This is a genomic window from uncultured Sphingobacterium sp. (assembly GCF_964277905.1).
GTDB lineage: Bacteria > Bacteroidota > Bacteroidia > Sphingobacteriales > Sphingobacteriaceae > Sphingobacterium > Sphingobacterium siyangense.
Genome location: NZ_CAXYKD010000048.1, coordinates 972781 through 992066, shown reverse-complemented (window position 1 = coordinate 992066; position 19286 = coordinate 972781). Strand labels below are relative to the sequence as shown.

At 39.4% G+C, this 19286-nt stretch carries 20 protein-coding genes; 4 read left to right on the top strand and 16 right to left on the bottom strand.

Going from position 1 to position 19286, the window contains the following annotated elements; all coding sequences use genetic code 11:
- Nucleotides 1–61 precede the first annotated feature (61 nt).
- A complete protein-coding gene (locus ACHWSC_RS26035; protein ID WP_153845908.1) occupies nt 62–427 on the top strand; it encodes a helix-turn-helix domain-containing protein in 366 nt (121 codons plus the stop codon).
- Here the strand turns inward: ACHWSC_RS26035 and ACHWSC_RS26030 are convergent.
- The 4 genes from ACHWSC_RS26030 to ACHWSC_RS26015 form a co-directional block, all read right to left on the bottom strand.
- Nucleotides 416–1513: a DUF2891 domain-containing protein gene (locus tag ACHWSC_RS26030; protein WP_394678806.1), complete on the bottom strand. Its 1098-nt coding sequence runs from the start codon at nt 1511–1513 to the stop codon at nt 416–418. The two genes, ACHWSC_RS26035 and ACHWSC_RS26030, sit on opposite strands and share 12 nt — an antisense overlap.
- 32 nt (nt 1514–1545) lie before the next feature.
- Nucleotides 1546–2235 carry an NAD-dependent deacetylase gene (locus ACHWSC_RS26025; RefSeq protein ID WP_394678805.1) on the bottom strand — a complete coding sequence of 230 codons (690 nt, stop codon included), beginning with the start codon at nt 2233–2235 and terminating at the stop codon, nt 1546–1548.
- A gap of 77 nt (nt 2236–2312) precedes the next feature.
- Nucleotides 2313–2768, bottom strand: coding sequence for a hypothetical protein (locus ACHWSC_RS26020; protein ID WP_394678804.1), 456 nt, complete (start codon nt 2766–2768; stop codon nt 2313–2315).
- 160 nt (nt 2769–2928) lie between these two features.
- The gene (locus ACHWSC_RS26015; RefSeq protein WP_394678803.1) at nt 2929–4767 is read right to left on the bottom strand and encodes an alpha-L-fucosidase; all 1839 of its coding nucleotides are present in this window, start codon (nt 4765–4767) and stop codon (nt 2929–2931) included.
- A gap of 428 nt (nt 4768–5195) precedes the next feature.
- Here ACHWSC_RS26015 and rnhA point away from each other — a divergent pair, with 428 nt between their 5' ends.
- Nucleotides 5196–5690 carry a ribonuclease HI gene (gene rnhA, locus ACHWSC_RS26010; RefSeq protein ID WP_075992491.1) on the top strand — a complete coding sequence of 165 codons (495 nt, stop codon included), beginning with the start codon at nt 5196–5198 and terminating at the stop codon, nt 5688–5690.
- A 44-nt stretch (nt 5691–5734) separates the two neighbouring features.
- Here rnhA and trxB read toward each other — a convergent pair whose 3' ends face one another.
- From trxB to ACHWSC_RS25975, 7 genes are all read right to left on the bottom strand, one after another.
- On the bottom strand, nt 5735–6691 hold the full coding sequence (trxB, locus tag ACHWSC_RS26005; protein WP_075992486.1) for a thioredoxin-disulfide reductase: 957 nt from the start codon (nt 6689–6691) through the stop codon (nt 5735–5737).
- Nucleotides 6692–6719: 28 nt separating this feature from the next.
- Nucleotides 6720–7673, bottom strand: coding sequence for a 3'-5' exonuclease (locus tag ACHWSC_RS26000; protein WP_201668499.1), 954 nt, complete (start codon nt 7671–7673; stop codon nt 6720–6722).
- Between the two features lie 71 nt (nt 7674–7744).
- Nucleotides 7745–9067 carry a M16 family metallopeptidase gene (locus ACHWSC_RS25995; RefSeq protein ID WP_394678802.1) on the bottom strand — a complete coding sequence of 441 codons (1323 nt, stop codon included), beginning with the start codon at nt 9065–9067 and terminating at the stop codon, nt 7745–7747.
- A complete protein-coding gene (locus ACHWSC_RS25990) occupies nt 9057–10316 on the bottom strand; it encodes a M16 family metallopeptidase (RefSeq protein ID WP_394678801.1) in 1260 nt (419 codons plus the stop codon). The genes ACHWSC_RS25995 and ACHWSC_RS25990 overlap by 11 nt, the downstream gene beginning before the upstream one ends.
- A 20-nt stretch (nt 10317–10336) precedes the next feature.
- Complete coding sequence (gene hemF / locus ACHWSC_RS25985; RefSeq protein ID WP_394678800.1) at nt 10337–11233, bottom strand: oxygen-dependent coproporphyrinogen oxidase; 897 nt, start codon at nt 11231–11233, stop codon at nt 10337–10339.
- 19 nt (nt 11234–11252) lie between these two features.
- The gene (locus ACHWSC_RS25980) at nt 11253–12257 is read right to left on the bottom strand and encodes an NAD(P)H-dependent glycerol-3-phosphate dehydrogenase (RefSeq protein WP_394678799.1); all 1005 of its coding nucleotides are present in this window, start codon (nt 12255–12257) and stop codon (nt 11253–11255) included.
- A gap of 88 nt (nt 12258–12345) precedes the next feature.
- Nucleotides 12346–12681 carry a Rieske (2Fe-2S) protein gene (locus tag ACHWSC_RS25975; protein WP_394678798.1) on the bottom strand — a complete coding sequence of 112 codons (336 nt, stop codon included), beginning with the start codon at nt 12679–12681 and terminating at the stop codon, nt 12346–12348.
- A gap of 68 nt (nt 12682–12749) precedes the next feature.
- On the opposite strand from ACHWSC_RS25975, the gene ychF reads away from it, so the two are divergent.
- Complete coding sequence (gene ychF / locus ACHWSC_RS25970; protein WP_075992480.1) at nt 12750–13850, top strand: redox-regulated ATPase YchF; 1101 nt, start codon at nt 12750–12752, stop codon at nt 13848–13850.
- 326 nt (nt 13851–14176) lie between these two features.
- Here ychF and ACHWSC_RS25965 read toward each other — a convergent pair whose 3' ends face one another.
- Entirely contained in the window at nt 14177–14473 is a 297-nt protein-coding gene (locus tag ACHWSC_RS25965; RefSeq protein ID WP_046676248.1) for a DUF2892 domain-containing protein, read from the bottom strand.
- Nucleotides 14474–14608: 135 nt separating this feature from the next.
- On the opposite strand from ACHWSC_RS25965, the gene ACHWSC_RS25960 reads away from it, so the two are divergent.
- Nucleotides 14609–15454: an ATP cone domain-containing protein gene (locus tag ACHWSC_RS25960; RefSeq protein ID WP_120336002.1), complete on the top strand. Its 846-nt coding sequence runs from the start codon at nt 14609–14611 to the stop codon at nt 15452–15454.
- Between the two features lie 77 nt (nt 15455–15531).
- Here the strand turns inward: ACHWSC_RS25960 and ispE are convergent, their stop codons facing one another.
- The 4 genes from ispE to ACHWSC_RS25940 form a co-directional block, all read right to left on the bottom strand.
- Nucleotides 15532–16347 (bottom strand): 4-(cytidine 5'-diphospho)-2-C-methyl-D-erythritol kinase, encoded by an 816-nt coding sequence (ispE, locus tag ACHWSC_RS25955; RefSeq protein WP_394678797.1) that lies wholly within the window; start codon nt 16345–16347, stop codon nt 15532–15534.
- 30 nt (nt 16348–16377) lie between these two features.
- Entirely contained in the window at nt 16378–16905 is a 528-nt protein-coding gene (locus ACHWSC_RS25950) for an adenine phosphoribosyltransferase (protein WP_046676245.1), read from the bottom strand.
- Nucleotides 16892–17854, bottom strand: a complete 963-nt coding sequence (locus ACHWSC_RS25945; RefSeq protein ID WP_394678796.1) for a helix-hairpin-helix domain-containing protein — start codon at nt 17852–17854, stop codon at nt 16892–16894. The genes ACHWSC_RS25950 and ACHWSC_RS25945 overlap by 14 nt, the downstream gene beginning before the upstream one ends.
- A gap of 107 nt (nt 17855–17961) precedes the next feature.
- A complete protein-coding gene (locus tag ACHWSC_RS25940) occupies nt 17962–19266 on the bottom strand; it encodes an efflux RND transporter periplasmic adaptor subunit (protein WP_120336006.1) in 1305 nt (434 codons plus the stop codon).
- Nucleotides 19267–19286 lie beyond the last annotated feature (20 nt).

The window sequence follows — 19286 nt, the reverse complement described above, 5'->3', positions numbered from 1 at the left end:
TTATTAATTTGCATGAATAACAGTACGTACAAGATTGTATGATACCAACAAAAAAGTTCGTATGAACACGCGAAAAGAGAATTCAACCAATCATATCAATGAGCTATACTGGAAAGATCGTTGTGGTATTGCATTTACCTTAGCCACCATAGGCGGCAGATGGAAAATCAACATTCTTTCCTATCTGCTAAATGAAGGTAAACTCCGCTATAGTGAGTTGCGGAAAAAGCTCGTAGGCATATCAGAGCGTATGCTGATTGCTAAATTAAAGGAACTTGAACAGGACAATCTGATCACTCGAATAGTATATCAGCAAGTCCCGCCAAAGGTAGAATATGAATTAACTGCGCTCGGCCGTTCGCTCGAGGAAATATTAACACTAATGGATAAATGGGGAGAAGATAATCTCCCCGAATCAATGCTTTGATAATGCATAGAGTGCAAATGTGCCTAACCAATGTGACCCCATATAGTCATCCTTGGTGGTAATATTGGGCAAAGAGTATTTTAAATGTTTATTCGCCAACTTATGCAAGTAACTTAACTCAGGCAGCGCTTTTGCGATACCGTTTAAACAGTTTGCGCGACTAAAATTAAGTCCATCCAGATGGACCAAATGTCCGTCTGTTCGATCTTTCACGATACCTGGTTCTAAATTGAAATCGGGATTAAACAGATCCGGCATAAAATCCTTTAACCATTTACGGTAGTCCTCCTGTTGCAGCACCAAACTCATACAAAGGGCTTCTTCAAGACAAGGAGAAAGAAAGTCGCTTCCACTTGGCTCAAAAGAAATGTTGCAGTTCTTATCCTGACTATATAAACGAGAAGCATTCGTCATTAATGATTTTTCAAACGTCACATTTCCCGTACTTCTTGCATAGTCCAGAGACAGAGAAAGGCCAAATGCCGAATTATCGTGATATCCTGTCCTAATCGGATAGGCTAATTTGGGCAGATATTCTTGATAAGATTTTACGACGTGTTTCACCAAGGGATCAAGATTCGAAGCCCAGCGTTTTGCATCTGTATCTTCCCAAGTTAATAATTCCTTCTGCAGCTGCAACAACCAGGCCCAGCCATACGTGCGCTCAAAGTTCTTATTGTTCTTATCTTGAAAGAAATCTAATTCAACGGCCACATTTTCTGCCGTAATATTTCGATTCAATTGGCGCCGAATTTCACCCGAACTGTCCAAATTTGGAAATTCCTTCAAAATATGTACAATTGACCAATACCCATGTACAGAAGAATGCCAGTCAAAACAACCGTAAAAAATTGGATGCAATGTACGCGGTGCTTTTAGATCACTATCACTACCGAGTACCTGCCCCAACTTATTGGGATATTCCACTTCGATGCAATGCAATGGCAAACTGAGCAAATGCTTGGCTTGGACGCTATCCAAGGTCAAAGGCTGATCATTTGAACTCGTATTTACTTTGATTTCCGAATTATTTTGACATGCTGCAAAAGCAACGGATAGGCAAAGAATCCCTATTATTTTTTTCATAAACCTCTATTTTATATATCACTATACAACACTTAATAAAGTAATTGTTCTACCAAATTGGGAACAGCTATTGTCGCCGACTCCTCAAAACACTGTATATTACGTAAAGCCCTGTCACTAGGTATTTTTTTGTCAATTAAAAACGTTTGACAGTGACTAGGCGCAAATTCTTTAAGTCCTGCAGCAGGATAAACCTGTAGGGAGGTTCCAATAATAATCAACATATCGGCATCCGAAACCAGGCTTATGGCCTCCTCAATGGCTGGCACAGCTTCTCCAAACCAGACTATATTTGGCCTCAGCTGACTACCTTTCTCGCAAAGATCGCCCATCTTAATCTCATCACCGACAATGGGATACACCAAGCGATCATCGATAGACGACTTGGCCTGATCCAAGCGGCCATGCAAATGAACAATATGAGATGATCCCGCCTGTTCATGCAGTAGATCTACATTCTGCGTTACAATACTCACCTGGTACGCTGATTCCAATCTTGCCAGCGCATGATGAGCCGCATTTGCCTGTGCCACCAAAGCCGCTTTCCGTCTCAGATTATAAAACTCCTGGACTAAGGCTGGGTTTTTGTGCCAACCTTCAATTGAAGCAACTTCCATGACGTCATGCCCTTCCCACAATCCATTGGCATCCCTAAATGTAGGTATACCGCTTTCAGCAGAAATACCGGCCCCCGTCAATACAACAATATTTTTCTTTTTCATCTTAAGTCTGTTTGTTACTCCATACTATAGTTAAGATTGACTTTTTATATGACTTTCATCATGTCTGTAGATCTGGATCATTCATTTATCAACAAGGATGCATAGTTATCCGGCAGCTCAAGTCGGATAGAATCTTTACTCAAGGCAGCCTTTCGGTTCATATCATCAAAAGAACGTTGGTAATACACAAAAGCGCTATTTGGAATATGCAGTTCACAGGCTTTCTGCACATTGAACTCATAACGATTATTTTTCAGTCTGACATGCTGATAAATTCGGTAAGTAACAACTTGAATCTGTACTTTATCAAATTTTGGAATGACTTTTAAATCTGCCGGTTCATGAAAGTATTTATCGTTGAAATACATAAATTCATTCGACTCTGCGAGTGTGGTTATCTTTAACTTTCCATCAACAACTTCATTCACTAACGAATCTGCCCGCAACCGCTCGGATTTACTTCCGTCACCGGAAGAACAACAAATACAAAGAAAAACAATAATTGGGATCAAAACAGTTTTGATTAGATTCATAGGCCTAAGTTATAATAAAAAATGCTTCCTTGCCACAATTCAGGAGAAAATGCATCGAATACCCCCGAAATTGATCAGAATGGTTTACATCACCCATAAAAAAGCCCAGGATATTTTGTTATCCTAGGCTTCTTTTCAATGCTCAGCGCAATCCAACCTCTTAAAGGTTATTTTCGATAGCACCCACTTTCTCACGATATAGTTGTATTGGCGCATCCAACAACACAGCGATAACGGTCATATTTTTATCCAAGCGCTCCACTGGTGCCTGAATGTAGATAATACCCGGGATGCTACTCCAATAGAGCTTATTGAAAACCTCATGGTTTATCATGGAACCGTCACCGACCACCCGGATCCTAGCGACTCCATTTTTAACACCTTTTAATGCAATTGGGCCAGTAGGTTTTCCCTCAACAAATAGATACAAGGTCTGGCGATCTTTGGAAAGTGCACTTAATCCTTCATAATGTCCTTCCGGCAAGCCCTTTCCGGTCTCATAAAGTGCTTCAGCATGATCCTTAATCCACTTTAATACCGTCGGATTAGTCGTGTTACTACTCGGCAATTTCGTATCTAAACCATCCACAGTTAACCCGGAATTATCAAAAATATTTTTTCCTGCATGCAGTGTTGACGCGATTTGACCTAAAGCACGATCTGTCAACTTATTATCCAGCACAGATTTCAACGTAACTTCAGTCTCCTGAGGTGCAGTCCAACGAAGCGCTTCCGCAAAGTTCAGTGCAATCACGGTAACATCCTGATCAAAGTTTACTTTCGTCAAGTCTACTCGAACGGTTTCATTTTCAGATTTAACACTTACTTTCGCGGATGCATCACCAACAACTGAAATGCTTTTAATGGCCGAATGATTGACTAAACCTTTGAGTTGCAATTCGGGTTTCTGTTCATACACATACAGATAAAGTGTTTTTCCGTCTTTTGATAAAGCAGATTTCCCACCGTAGTTCGCAAAAGGAATACCGGCTCTTGTACCATAGATCGCAGCCGCATGCTTATGCGTCCATCGCCCCAGCTGTTTCAAAATATTTAATTGCTCCTCAGGGATCGTACCGTCTGCTTTTGGACCAATATCCAATAATAAGTTTCCACCCATAGAAATACAATCGACCAACGTTCGGATGATCATATTGGGTGATTTGTACTTTTTATCAAAGGGTTGATAGCCCCAAGAATCATTCATCGTGTAACAGAGTTCCCAAAATTTAGCATCAGGGCGCGTGACCGGAATCCCTTGTTCAGGTGTATCATAATCTCCATGATGATTCAATCGCGAGTTTATAATAATATTCGGATTATATTTCCGCAAAAGATTTAAGGTCTCTTTCGCTTTCCACTCTTCGGCACTATGTTCCCAATCTCCATCAAACCAAAGTAATTCTGGCTTATATTGTTCGGATAGCTCAGTCAATTGCTTTTGGTAATATTTCACATAATTATCCCAACGCGTAGGCTCACCTTTCAATTCATAACGCTTTCTATTGCGCGTAAAAACATCATAATATGGGTGGCTCCAATCGGGTAACGAATAATACAGTCCAGTGTGCAAGCCCTCTTCTTGTATTGCTTTCACAAACGGTGTAATTACATCCTGTTTTGCAGCCGCGTCTTGTAATGTAGTGATCGCTTTATCAGCCTTCGTATTCCACATCGAGATTCCGTCATGGTGTTTGGTCGTAATCACCGTGTATTTCGCACCAGCTTCTTTAATCAATTTGGCCCATTCCTTGGGTTTATAATCCTTTGCTGTAAACCCATTAAGCTGTTTGATGTAATTGTCATGGTTAATATAATTATTGAAGAATGACCAAGATTCTGAGATCCCATCTACAGAATAAATACCCCAGTGAATAAAAATACCCAATTTGGCATCTTCAAACCAATCCATTTTTTGCGTTGATACATTGTTCTGAGCTGAAACGTTTAAGCACGCAGACGCCAAAAGAACAAAAAGAGAAATCTTTCGAAACTTCATAAGCTATTTTATCGATTACATAACGAGTTTAAGCCGGCAAAATACACATAAATCAGCAAAATCCAATTGTGTAAGGGATAAATTACGTTGGAGAGCGGTTGAAATCTAACATTATATTTTTCTCTAGTTCAAACTTAAAACACGCAGGGAATATTCCCATAACTTAAACGGATCTAATAGGGACTTTATAGGGACCTCATTCGGACTTCATTCGGATAAAACCGTGTAAAGTCCCTTTTTAATACCTATTAAATCGGTTGTGAGTATCTATTAAATTTGACGCTTATAGCGCTATGCCCTATCGTTGAATTTATTGAAGGTGCAACGGTACAAAAATCTTCCACTTCGAGCATCAAAATATGAACTAGTCTCGATCATTTTTATCCATTTGTGTGTGCTTACAAAAACTTCATGTATATTTGGCAGGTATGATCGAATTATATACAGATGGGGCTTCAAGTGGAAATCCGGGCCCTGGGGGCTATGGAACAATCTTAAGAACCATTTATACAGGCGATAATGAAGCTTTTAAAGGCAAACTTATCGAAAAAGAGTTTTCGGGCGGTTACCGCAAAACAACTAACAACAGGATGGAATTGATGGCCGTGATCGTTGGTCTCGAGGCGCTGAAAAACCTGCAGCAACAAGTTACGGTATATTCTGATTCCAAATATGTCATTGATGCCATTGATAAGAAATGGGTATATGGCTGGATACAAAAAGGTTTTGCCGGAAAGAAGAATAAAGATCTTTGGTTACGTCTAATGAGTGCCTACAAGCTGCATAATGTGCGTCTTGTGTGGGTAAAAGGCCACGCTGGGCATCCGTTAAATGAGCGCTGTGATCGCTTAGCTGTAGCAGCCTCCAAAGATAAGGCAAATTGGAAAATCGACAGTGTTTTTGAGATTGAAGAAGGCAAATAAAAACGGGGCATTGTACGATGCCCCGTTTTTTTATTCCAATGCGATTATTCGCCGCTTTCTTTAGCTGCCAAATATCTTTCAGCTTCCAATGCTGCCATACAACCTGTACCTGCAGCAGTGATTGCCTGACGGAAGATATTATCCTGAACATCACCACAAGCAAAAACACCCGGTATGTTTGTAGCAGTACTATCTGGTTTTGTGATTAAATAGCCTGTTTCATCCATATCCAGTACACCTGTGAAAAGCTCGGTATTAGGCTTATGCCCAATAGCAACGAAGAAGCCTGTTACTTCTAGATCTTTTTCAGACTGGTCTTTATTGTTAATAACACGTATTCCGGTCACCACTTGACCATCTCCTAAAACCTCTTTTGCCTCAGAATTGTAGTGAACTTCAATATTTGGCGTATTCATCACGCGGTGCACCATTGCTTTTGAAGCACGGAACTCATCCCGACGAACCAACATATGTACCTTTGAGCATAATTTTGCGAGGTATGTAGCTTCCTCTGCCGCAGTATCTCCAGCACCTACAATAGCAACTTCTTGGTTTTTAAAGAAAAACCCATCACATACAGCACATGCTGAAACACCAAAACCGTTGTATTTTTGTTCAGATTCCAAGCCTAACCATTTTGCTGTAGCTCCTGTTGCAATAATCACAGTATCTGCGGTTACTTGTACTGTTCCATCGATCTCAACACGGTGTACCTCACCAGTAAAATCTACTTTAGTCACATATCCAAAACGCACTGAAGTTCCGAAGCGCTCAGCTTGCTCACGTAAATCTTCCATCATCACCGGTCCAGTAATACCTTTTGGATAACCAGGAAAATTGTCCACCTCAGTAGTCTGTGTCAATTGTCCTCCTGGAACAATACCGGTATAAACCACTGGTTTCATATCCGCACGCGCAGCATAAATTGCTGCAGTATAACCTGCTGGCCCCGAACCAATAATCAAACACTGTACATGCTCCACTTCTTGTTTGAATTCCATAATCCTTTTTCTAAGCTATTAATTAACGTTATTTTTTAAATTTATCTTGCAATCCTTTCAACATATCTAAAGAAATGTTCTGCGGCGCTTCTTCTTTTTGCTGATTGAATTCCTTTTTCGCAAGTTTTTTATCTTCTACAGAATGTGTGGCTGCTGCTTTTGCTTTTTGCTCACTCTTTTCCTTTTTATACCGATTCCAGATATTTTCTAAGACCTTCTTGGTATACAATGGAAAATCACCATTCTGCATCCAAGCGTAGTAACTAGGCTCCTGCTCAAATACTTCGATAATAGGTTTTCCTTTATGTTTACCAAAATTGATTGTTTCCAATCCTTCCGCATTATATACGAGACGTCCGGCAAAATCTACCGGTTTGCTGAGGTTGGTAAACGCATGAAGAGCCTCGACGTCGTTCACTACAGGATAAGATACGACACCATGTTTATCTTCAAATGCTGCCCCTTCATATTTCGTCAACTGTGCTTTCAATACTTCATATGTTGCGCGAACATCAGCTTCAGCCGTATGTGCATTTTCAAGATTTTCATTGCAGTAAAACTTGTATGCCGCTTTCAACGTTCGTTGTTCCATTTGATGGAAAATGTTCTGAACATCTACAAATGCCCTTCCCTCCAATGAAAAATCAACGCCCGCCCGCAAAAACTCTTCCATAAGCATAGGGACATCGAATTTATTGGAATTATATCCCGCCAGATCTCCATTCTCAATAAAAGCCGCAAGCTCCACTGCAATTGCTTTAAAATTAGGAGCATCCTTCACATCTTCATCATAAATACCATGAAAAAAAGAGGATTCTGCGGGAATAGGTATTTCTGGATTGATCTTCTTTGTATAGACTGTTTCTTCACCATTGGGCATCACTTTCAAAAATGATACTTCGACAATACGATCGGTCGCCACATTAACACCTGTAGTTTCCAAATCGAAAAATACCAATGGTTTTTTTAATTTTAATTCCATGCTGGATAATACGCTTTTTTATCAAAAACCAAAAATACAAAGTAGTATTCGATTTTTGTAGTCTAAGAAATTTAATTTACAACCGCTTGATGAACTGATTCAGCTTGACTGATTTTCCCAACAACAACTTTCACCATTGCATCAAAGTCCAGGTATTTGTTGGCAAGGTCCCGCACCTTCTCTGGCGACATGTTTCGGATCTGTTCCATATAATAGGAATAATACGTTAATGTCATCCCATTTAACAAAACACTTTTAAACTTGTCCGCATGCGAAAAGATACTTTCCAATGAACCCAACATAGAACCTTCCATATAGGTTTTAACGAGATTCACCTCTTCCTCGGAGGCCAATGTTGTTTTCAACAAATTGATCTCCTTTTCTATTTCTGTCAAGGTTGCATGAGTAACATCTACCCCGACTTCGGTTACAATGGTCATAAAACCAGTATGTTTCAAGGTTGCGACAGCCGAACCAATACTATAGGTATACCCTTTTTCTTCACGAATATTTCGCATCAGACGGGAACCAAAAAAACCACCTAACAAAGTATTGACAAACTGTAGTGCAGGATAATCAGGATGTGTCCTTCCAATCGTCTGGCAACCTAAACGAATGGCTGACTGCAATGCATTTTCTTTTTCCTCGTAAACCAGATCATTAGATCCTTGCGCCAAAACAGGCCCATTCAAAGAAGAGTCAATAGCTGCGCCCTTCCAATCTACGCCAAAAATTTGTTCCAGTTCTTGCAATAGCTCATCCGAAACATTACCTGAAACAATTAAGGTACAGTTACTAGGAACAATTTCCTGTTGGTACAATGCGATCAACTGCGCACGTGTAATCGCATCATAATCTTCCAGTTTTGGTGTACGCCCGTAACGATTATTCTTACCAAAGATCAAGTTATAGAATTTACGTCGCGCCAGATAATCATTTTTCTGAATAGAAACTTGAAACTTTTGCTTGTTATTGCGTAAATAGGTATCCAATTCCTGTTGTGGAATCGATGCTTCCGTCAGAATATCTTTTACAAGCGGCAAGAGTACTTGACTATGTCTATTCAATGTATAAAGCGACAAAGAAGTTACGTCAAAAGAGTATTCAGGGACAAGAAATGCACCATAGAAATCTACTTTATCTGCGATCTCTGCACTGGACATGGTATTTGTTCCCTCTTTAAGTAAGGCGCTTAAAGCACTATTTAACAACGGGTTTTCAATCTGCCCGTCAAGATAGGTATTCTCAAAGATCCATTCTATTCGCACAAGCTCTTGCTCGGGCGACTGGAAAACATAGACAGGCAATCCGTTTGCAAACTGCTTCTTGATTGGCTCTTTCAAACTTATATTTCCAATTTCACGGAACTCAGGTGCTTTTGTTCTATCCAACATGTACAGCCTCCTCTTCTTTTGATTTATACATTAATATAGAAGCATTCTCCGGTCTAAAAATAGCCTGAGCTTGCTGTTGAACTTCCGCTGCACTCACCGATAAATATTTTGAGACCTCCGTGTTAATGCCATCTGCATCACCCAGCAACTCATGGAAAGCCAAGTTCATGGCTTTATCCAAAATAGATAGTTCCGCAAAAACATTTGTCGATTCGATCTTATTCTTTACTTTATCCAATTCGACTGCAGGTACCAACTCGGATTTTATGACCTCCAACTCGGCCCAAACCGCACGTTCAGCTTCTTCTAACGAGATCCCTTCCGATGGTTTCCCTTCAATGACAAAGAGGTTATTGTCAATACTTCCCATTACATAGGCGTTTATTTCACTAAATAACTGTCCCTCTTTTACCAATCGACGATACAAACGTGAAGAAGATCCTCTTGATAAAATATCCGACAAAAGATCCATTGCGAAATACCCTTCTTCCAATCTTGCGGGGCCATGGAATGCCATGTAAAGTGCATCTAGAGGCACTTCTGCCCAAGTAGTCTCACGCCTTATCTCCTCTTGCGCCGGCTCTTTAGGCAATTGACGATTGTATTTTTCGCCAGCCTCAATATCGCCAAACCACTTTTGGGTCAAAGCCTTTACTTCTTCAAAATGTACATCTCCCGAAACAACCATAATTGCACTCTGTGGATTATAATGTAATTTGAAGAAAGCTTTTACATCTTCCATGGTAGCCTCTTCAATATGGCTTAACTCTTTTCCGATAGTCGCCCAGCGATAAGGATGTACCTGATAAGCTAATGGCCGCAATTTTAACCATGCATCGCCATAAGGTTGATTCAAATAACGCTGTTTGAACTCTTCACTCACAACATTTCGTTGCACCTCAAGGCTCTGCGCTGAAAATGCCAGACTTAACATCCGATCCGACTCAAGCCACAATGCTGTTTCGAGATTTGAAGAAGGCAGGGTGATGTAGTAATTTGTGATGTCGTTGCTTGTGAATGCATTATTTTCACCACCTACTTTTTGCAATTCGGTATCGAAGTTAGGAATATTAATACTACCCCCAAACATCAGGTGTTCAAATAAGTGTGCAAATCCGGTTTGTTCCGGAGACTCATCCCTTGCGCCCACATCATACAAGATATTGACACAAGCCATGGCCGTATTATGATCCTCGTGTACCAATACACGCAGGCCGTTTTCTAACGTAAATTTTTGATAAGAAACCATCTGATTTTTCCTCGATGTTTTTAAATCCAGTTTATACCTTTTCGTAGTAAAGCTAAGGTTTTGGCTTCTTCTGAGCCTTCTTCAGGACGATAATCGTACACCCAATTGGCCTGGGCAGGTAGACTCATCAGTATCGACTCAATTCGACCATTCGTTTCAAGTCCAAATTTAGTCCCCGAGTCCCATACCAAGTTAAATTCGACGTAGCGTCCCCGGCGGATTAATTGCCAATTTTTTTGTTGATCAGTAAAGGCTTTATGTCGATTTTTCTCGACCAAAGCGGTGTAGGTTGGTGCAAAGGTACGGCCAAGATCACAAGAAAAAGCAAAAATATCTTCCATACTCATCCCTGTTTTTTCAGTATTCAACTTATCGTAAAATACACCTCCTATTCCCCGCGTTTCCTGGCGGTGTCGGATATAAAAATAATCATCCGCCCAATTTTTAAATTTTTCATAGAATGTAGCATCATGTCGATCACATACATCTTTCAGCTGCTGATGAAAATAGCTGGCATCCTCTTCATCGACATAATGGGGCGTTAAATCGATTCCACCACCAAACCAACGAATCTGATCGTTTAGCTCAAAATAGCGGACATTCATGTGTATAATAGGGACTAAGGGATTATTTGGATGAATGACGATGGATACTCCTGTCGCAAAGAAATCATCTTCCTCTACAGCAAATGATTTTTTAATCGCTTCGGGTAATTTGCCATAGACAGACGAAAAGTTAACACCTCCCTTTTCCAAAATTTGACCATTCTGAATGATCCTGGTACGACCTCCGCCACCACCTTCACGTTCCCACAATTCTTCTTCAAAGCGCGCCGATCCATCTAATTTCTCCAACGCCTGACATATTTCGTCCTGAATTTCTTTATAAGCTAAAGCAATCGCTTCTTTTGTTATCATCTACTCTATTGCTACTTTATTATGTTAATTTTTCGCTTAATGCTTGAATAATTTTAGATGCAGGTAGGTGTTCATACAAAATTTGGTGCACGGCATCGCATATAGGTAATTCCACTGCGTATTTTTTTGCATATTCCTGAATACATGCCGAAGCGTAATACCCTTCAGCCACCATATTCATTTCCAATTGAGCAGATTGCACACTGTACCCCTTTCCAATCATATTTCCAAAGGTTCTATTTCGGCTGAATTGGGAATAGGCTGTTACCAAAAGATCCCCTAAGTAAGCCGAAGTATTCACATCCCTGGAAGTATCACCGTCCACTTTTCCTACAAAACGACGCATTTCGCGAATTGCATTGGATACCAGCACAGCTTGAAAATTATCACCGTAACCTAAGCCATGGCAAATACCACCCGCCAAAGCATATATATTTTTCAATACTGCACCAAATTCTATCCCTAGGACATCTTCCGAAAGAATCGTCTTAATGACCCTTGACGATAAAAAGGAAGCAACCAATGCTGCACTATCCAGGTTTTTACAGCCGAAAGTTAAATAAGACAATTTGCCTAAAGCAACTTCCTCCGCATGACATGGGCCACCAACCACACAGATCTGTTCAATATCGACCTCATATCGTTGCTCCAAAAACTCACCGATAATCAAATTATCTTTGGGAATAATCCCCTTAATGGCCGAAACGACAATTTTATTTCTAAAATCTTCCTTCGTAACATTCGCCAGTGCATCCTTCAAATAAGCCGCAGGCGTATTTAAAATGACAATGTCCGAATTCCTAATTACATTTTTTGCATCGGTATCAATCGTTGTAATACTAAGATCAACCGAAACACTGCTCAGGTAAGTCGGGTTGTGTTTGAATTTTTGAATATATTCTGCATCTTCTTCCTTTCTTACCCACCAAAAAATATGCTTGTCTTGGTCATTTTCACATAGCATCTTGATCATAGCGGTAGCCCAACTTCCGCTACCAATTATACCAATCTTTTTCCCCTGCATGTCTTTAATTTGTTTTCGATAGCAAATATACTTATTTACTCATTAGATATACGATTCATGCGGTGAGATATGATACTTTCGTTACTTTCTAAGCAAATAAACGTTGCCAAAAGCCTATTTCCAAACCAACATAATAGTCTTTATCTTCGAATTTTATGGGGTAAATAGTAATAAAATCATGCTGCTCGGGATTACCTCTTCCTGAAATTAAATCAAATTCATGGCGATGAAAAGGACAGATTACTTTTCCACGTTCACACCAGCCATTTTTCAGTGGTGCTCCAGCATGTGGGCATTTTCGGGAGAACGCATAGAGTTGGTCCTCAAACCAGGTAATGCAAATAATTTTCCCACCGAATTTATGTTCGCTGATGCCCTGATTTTTCAGAAAATCGGCATGTTCAATTTTGTACCAATGAACCATTCGACAAGATAGCTAAAAATTACAGTGAATTTTCTATCTTTGTGCAATTTCAAAAATTTGCACTATATATGGCTTTACAATGCGGTATCGTAGGTTTACCAAACGTCGGTAAATCAACATTATTTAACTGTTTGTCGAACGCGAAAGCGCAAGCGGCAAACTTTCCATTTTGTACAATTGAACCAAATGTTGGGGTAATTACCGTACCGGATGCCCGTCTCAATAAATTAGCTGAATTAGTCAACCCACAACGCGTTGTTCCAAATACAATCGAGATCGTCGACATCGCAGGTCTTGTAAAAGGAGCTTCAAAAGGTGAAGGCTTAGGCAACCAATTCTTAGGAAATATTCGTACAACCAATGCTATTATTCACGTTTTAAGATGTTTTGACGACGGAAACGTAATCCACGTTGATGGTTCGGTAGACCCGATCAGAGATAAAGAAATCATTGACACCGAATTACAGCTTAAGGATTTGGATACTGTTGTAAAACGTATCCAAAAGGTTGAAAAAATGGCTAAAACAGGCGGTGACAAAGACGCAAAAAGAACATTTGACATCCTATCAATCGTTAAAGATCATCTTGAGGCTGGCAAATCTGCACGGACTGCAGCGATTGAAGCTGAAGATTTTGAGTTTATTCAGGATTTAGCATTATTGACCGCTAAACCTGTACTTTATGTATGTAATGTAGATGAAGGCTCCGTCAACACAGGAAACGCTTATGTAGAACGTGTTAAGGAAGCTGTAAAAGACGAAAAAGCTGAAGTATTGATTATTTCTGCTCAGATCGAATCCGAAATTGCACAACTGGAAAGCTACGAAGAACGCAAAATGTTCTTAGATGACCTTGGTCTTGAAGAATCTGGCGTACACAAGCTGATCCGTGCCGCATATTCGCTTTTAAATCTGGCAACTTATTTTACCGCTGGCGTACAAGAGGTCCGCGCTTGGACGATTGAGAATGGATTTACAGCACCTCAGGCTGCAGGTGTAATTCACACAGATTTCGAAAAAGGATTTATCCGCGCTGAAGTAATTAAGTATGACGATTTCGTCACGCTTGGCTCCGAAAATGCAGTAAAAGAAGCTGGAAAATTATCAGTGGAAGGAAAAACATATATTGTCCAAGATGGCGATATCATGCACTTCCGTTTTAACGTATAACCATCCCGCCTGTTCAAACAGGTAAGCATAAAAAAGAGGCGAACACTTTTGAAGTGTTCGCCTCTTTTTTATACTTTATCATCTCCTTTTTTATTGTCAAAACTATGCCCTACCTAGCGGACGGGCCATTACCAAATTCGCCTTGTAAGCACAGTGAGTCCACCATGAGTCCACGTTGAGTCCACCTTTTTATTGTACAGTCACTGTGCGCTCACCGTAGTCGAACCCCGCTCACAGGGCGAAGTAAATACCGCATTATTGTCAAGCAGACCTATAGAAGCCTCCACTAAAAACACTTTTACATTAAGCTAGGGATACAAGGCTTACTATTTAACAAAATAGCGATGCTCTATCACCTCTACTTTTTTGATATCCTTATCTTCTAATACTTTCTTAACATCACAATGGCCGGTTACGCCACGATAGATCAAAGCTCCACCAAGGGTTAGTCCAGACAATCCAGTAAGTGGGGATTTAAACAGTTTTTTAACACCCAAGCCCAATATGAATCCGCCGGCAATCACCGACAGAACACGCTCTGAAGTGCCAATATTTTCTTCGATACAATCGTCTTCGATCTTTGTTTTTATCTTATCAAATGCAAAGTTTAGTAGGTTACTCATAATTATCTCTATTTTATTTATCGTACATGTTATAAACAAATGGTGCCCTAAAAAAGTTTAGGAATAGAATAATAGTTTTTTATGTTGTTTCTCCGACGACATCTCTTATATTCGTATTTAACAAATTAGAAATACATGCAAATCAAAAAATATTCTGGTGAATTGGTACCCTTTAATGGTGAATCGCTACGCCATTCGCTTTCTCGTTCCGGTGCCAATGCTGACCAGGTCAATCAGGTCTACGATAAGGTACTCAACGAAATATATGATGGCATTTCAACAAGAGAACTCTATCAGTTGGCCTTTGATACTTTAAAAACAGTACGAAATTCCTTTGCCGCACGCTATAGCCTTAAGAAAGCTCTGCGTGAACTTGGTCCTGAAGGCTTCTACTTCGAAAAATACATTGCTCACCTATTGCGATCCATCGGCTATGAAAGCACCACGGGACAGACCGTGCAGGGGCATGCTGTTTCGCATGAATTGGACGTTGTCGCCTATAAGGACGGCAAACTGATCACCGCGGAATGTAAATTTCGAAACGATATTGACGCTAAAATATCGGTCACAACGCCGATGTATTATCTTTCCAGATTCAACGATATCAGCAATATCAAGTATCAGTTTTTTGGGAAGCAGCTGCAGTTTCAAGAAGGCTGGCTGATTACCAATGCTTACTTCACCTCCGATTCGATTGATTTTGCCAAATATTATAATATCAACCTGCTCTCTTGGGATTACCCCAAAGAAAATAGCATTAAAAAAAGAGTAGATAAAGCAGTTTTTTATCCGGTCACTTGTCTAACAACTCTTTCAGACCTTGAAGAACAACAACTGCTCAAAAATCAGCTTATTTTAGTGAAAGATATCGTTAATAATCCCGAAAAATTGGATCTCCTAAACTTAACAAAAGAACGGAAAGAAAAGGTTTTAAATGAGGCTCGCGAACTCATAAACTATCAAGTGGAAGAAGAGTATTAATAACATACTAAAAAAAGCGTTATGTATACCCGTTTGAACAGATAGACATAACGCTTTTTTAGTAATCGATAATATTCTTACAGCTTGGTTGGATGATAGATCTTGCCATATTTTGCAAGCCCGCTTAAATCTGTTTTTTCCCAAAATATACCATAAATAGCCGCTCCGGAACCTGACATAGAAGCATAAATCGCTCCTTTTTGATATAAAGTTTCTTTGATTTCTTTCAACAATGGGTAACTCTCGAAAATACCGTCCTCAAAATCATTTCGAATATGAAACTTCCATTCTTGGATAGGCAAACGAATCGCTTCTTCCAAATTAACTTCGGGTACCTTAGGTTGTACACCAGCATAGGCTTCAGCTGTAGAAATATGAATATTGGGCATAATGACTGCAATATGGTAGCCATCCAAATTTAGATTTAAGTCTTTAAAATCAGTCCCAATACCTGTTGCAAAAACAGGATTATTTGCGATAAAAAAAGGGCAATCGGCTCCTAACTTTGCGGCATAGCCCGCTAGTTGCTCTGCTGTAAGATTCAATTGAAAGAGCGTATTGAGCCCTTTCAAAACAAAAGACGCGTCGGCAGAACCGCCACCTAAGCCTGCTCCAATCGGAATTTGTTTGATCAAATCAATTGAAACGGGCGGAATGCCATAATCTTTTTCCAACAATTCAAAAGCTCTTATACAAAGGTTATCACGGAGATTTCCTGGGATATGTTCTCCCTGAATATTTAGTGTTGTCTCCGTGCCAGTCGTATCCAATAATTCGATAATATCGTAAATTGGAAGTGGATAAAAAACACTGTTCAGCTCATGATAACCATCCGTACGCTTGGCAATTACTTGCAGTCCAATGTTTAGTTTAGCGTTTGCAAAAAGTATCATGTGAGATGCTCTAAATCGTATATTTTTAAATTAATAACTTACCAATGAAAAGATATTATCACTGAACCTGGATAATCTTCCTTTCGCCTTTAGGAAGTCCAAAGAGATGATAAAACTATAAGCCACGATCTCGCCACCAAGTCTTTCAATAAGTTTACTGGCAGCAACGACGGTACCCCCTGTTGCTAAAAGGTCGTCGTGAACCAATATGCGGCTTCCTTTTTCAAAAGCATCTTCATGGATTTCAATCGTTGCCTGACCGTATTCCAGAGCATAAGATTCAGAGACGGTCTTAAAAGGTAATTTACCTTGTTTTCGAATTGGAATAAAAGGCAAGCCCAGCCTATTGGCAAGTAAAAATCCAAATAGAAAACCCCGGCTCTCAATTCCAGCAATAGCATCTATCTCTATTCCCTGCAACTGATCAATAATCGCATCAACCATTTCGCTACACAATGCCGCATCTTTCAACAAAGGGGTAATATCTTTAAAGACAATACCAGGTTTAGGAAAATCCACAATATCCCGGATTTCCAGTTTCAATTTATCTTGAATCATTCTCAAATATTAAATAAGGCGCAATCTTCGCAATCGCAAGATCTGAAAGTGTTCCTATTTTTGTCAAATCTTCTATATTGACATAACTTCCATGTTGATCCCGATAATTGACGATTAGTTTCGCATCTTTAGGGCTAAGATACGGATGTTTAGCCAATGAAGTTGCATCAACTTTATTAATATTGATTTTTTTGATTCCATCTAAATTAGCTACAACAATATAGTCTTTAATTAGATCATACGTTTCAGCCGTAACTCCATAAACCTCCTTTAACTGTTCTATACGATAGAAACCACCAAGAACATCTTTATATTTCAAAATGCGCTTGGATAGAATTGAGCCTATCCCTTTAAGACTGATTAATGCCGTAGTATCACAAGTATTAATATCAATAAGTTCTGCTTTATTTCTTTCAAATTTATCATACAACAAAGACGCTCTGTCCTGTTGTTTTGTTCGTTCCGAATCGGGAATTGTTTTTATTTGGATGTAAGGCTCTAATCTCTTGTAAAGTCGCTCATTAATAGAGTAGATTTTCTTCAGATCGGTTTTTACCTTAAATCGCCCCCCTTTTTTTTCATAGTTTTTCAGCACCGCGATCTGTTTATCAGAAAGTCCCAACTTATGCCAGTCGGCGTGAGGTAAATTATTTGGATCAAAATAAAATAGCTTTTCATCATTTAAATCTGGAGTCGGCGATATGGATTCCCTACTTTCGTTTTTATTCAAATAGGGATTGTTAAACTCCTGTTTATCGGTAGGACTGGAAATCTCGATGGAGTCATGAAAGGACTGTTCAAAAAGTTTGGCCTGATTAGGAATAGGATCCCTCGTATTACGTTTGATCAGCGTATAAATCGTCACAAACAAAACGATAATCACCAAAATAATGAAAAATCCATTTTGTTCTGTTTTACTAAATTTAAAATAAGCCAATAGCCTTTTCATAAGCCGCTAACAATTGGGTTATTTAAATTTAATAAATTATAAGGAAAATAAAAAGGGAATTATTAAAAAACAATTCCCTTTTTATTAATTATTATCTACAAAGAGATTTATAACTTTGATTTATCAACTTTTTCAACTTGACTACCGTCTTTTAAGGTTTTGGAAATCGCATCAAATGGTCTAGAAACGACCTCGTCTCCTTTTTTCAGTCCTGAGGTAACAATGATATTTTTATCATCCTGAATACCTGTCTTAACCAAAACCTGCTTAACTATTTTATCTTTTAGGACAAATACATATTCATCAACTTTCTTATTTGTATTTGTAGAGTCTTTATCATCAGAGCGCACGGTCACCGATTGAATCGGTACAACCAGTCCTTTATCGTGTTTTGTAAATATCTGAACTGTTGCAGACAGTCCTGGTTTAAATGGCGATGCCACATTCTCTTTCATCAAGTCTTGATACGATTCTGCACTAATGCGAACTTTTACATTAAAATTTGTCACCTGATCTGTCGATGATGTCGCCGTAGTAGTCGTTGCGATGTTTTTAGACGAGCTAGCGATTTCGGTCACAACACCTTTAAACTTTCTGTCCTTAAAAGCATCGACTTCAATCTCAGCTTGATTCCCTACTCTTACATTGTTAATATCATTTTCATTTACATCGACATTAACCTCCATCGAACTCATATTGGCGATACGCATAATTTCTGTACCCGCCATCTGCGCCGTTCCAACCACACGCTCTCCCTTTTCGATAGACAAGAGAGAAATGATGCCATCTGATGGCGCGTAAATTGTCGTCCGATTTAAATTATCTTGCGCTTCTTTTACTGAGGCTTGTGATTGGTCAATACCATATTTTGTAGAACGCACTGTCTCTCTTTGTGCCTGGATAGAAGCCTGTGCTGCATAATATTCGGCCGAGCTCTTATCCATTTCTGAAGCAGAAATAACACGTTTTTCAAAAAGTTCCTGATTCCGTTTATAGGTAGCAGCTACATTTTTAAAATTTTCTTCCTGTTGTTTTAATTGCTGTTGTGCAGCGGCTAAATTGGCCCGCTGTGAATTCATTGCTGCAACAGATCGATCATAACCAGATTGCAAAATATCTGGTTTGATCCGACAGAGTACTTGTCCTTTTTTAACAAAATCACCTTCTTTAATGTTAAGCTCAACAACCTCTCCAGATACCTCTGAACTCAGTTTAACCTCCACCTCAGGCTGAATCTTCCCACTTGCAGAAACTAATTCATCAACATCAGTCTCTTTTACTACATCCACCGCGACTTTAGTAATCTCTCCTTTGCCAAACCAGCCTGCTTTAAAACCTATAAAACCAAGGACTACCAAGAGCACTACTATAATCAATATAATTTTTCCAATGCTACGTTTTTTCTTTGCCATTTCTTTTGTTAAATCAAATA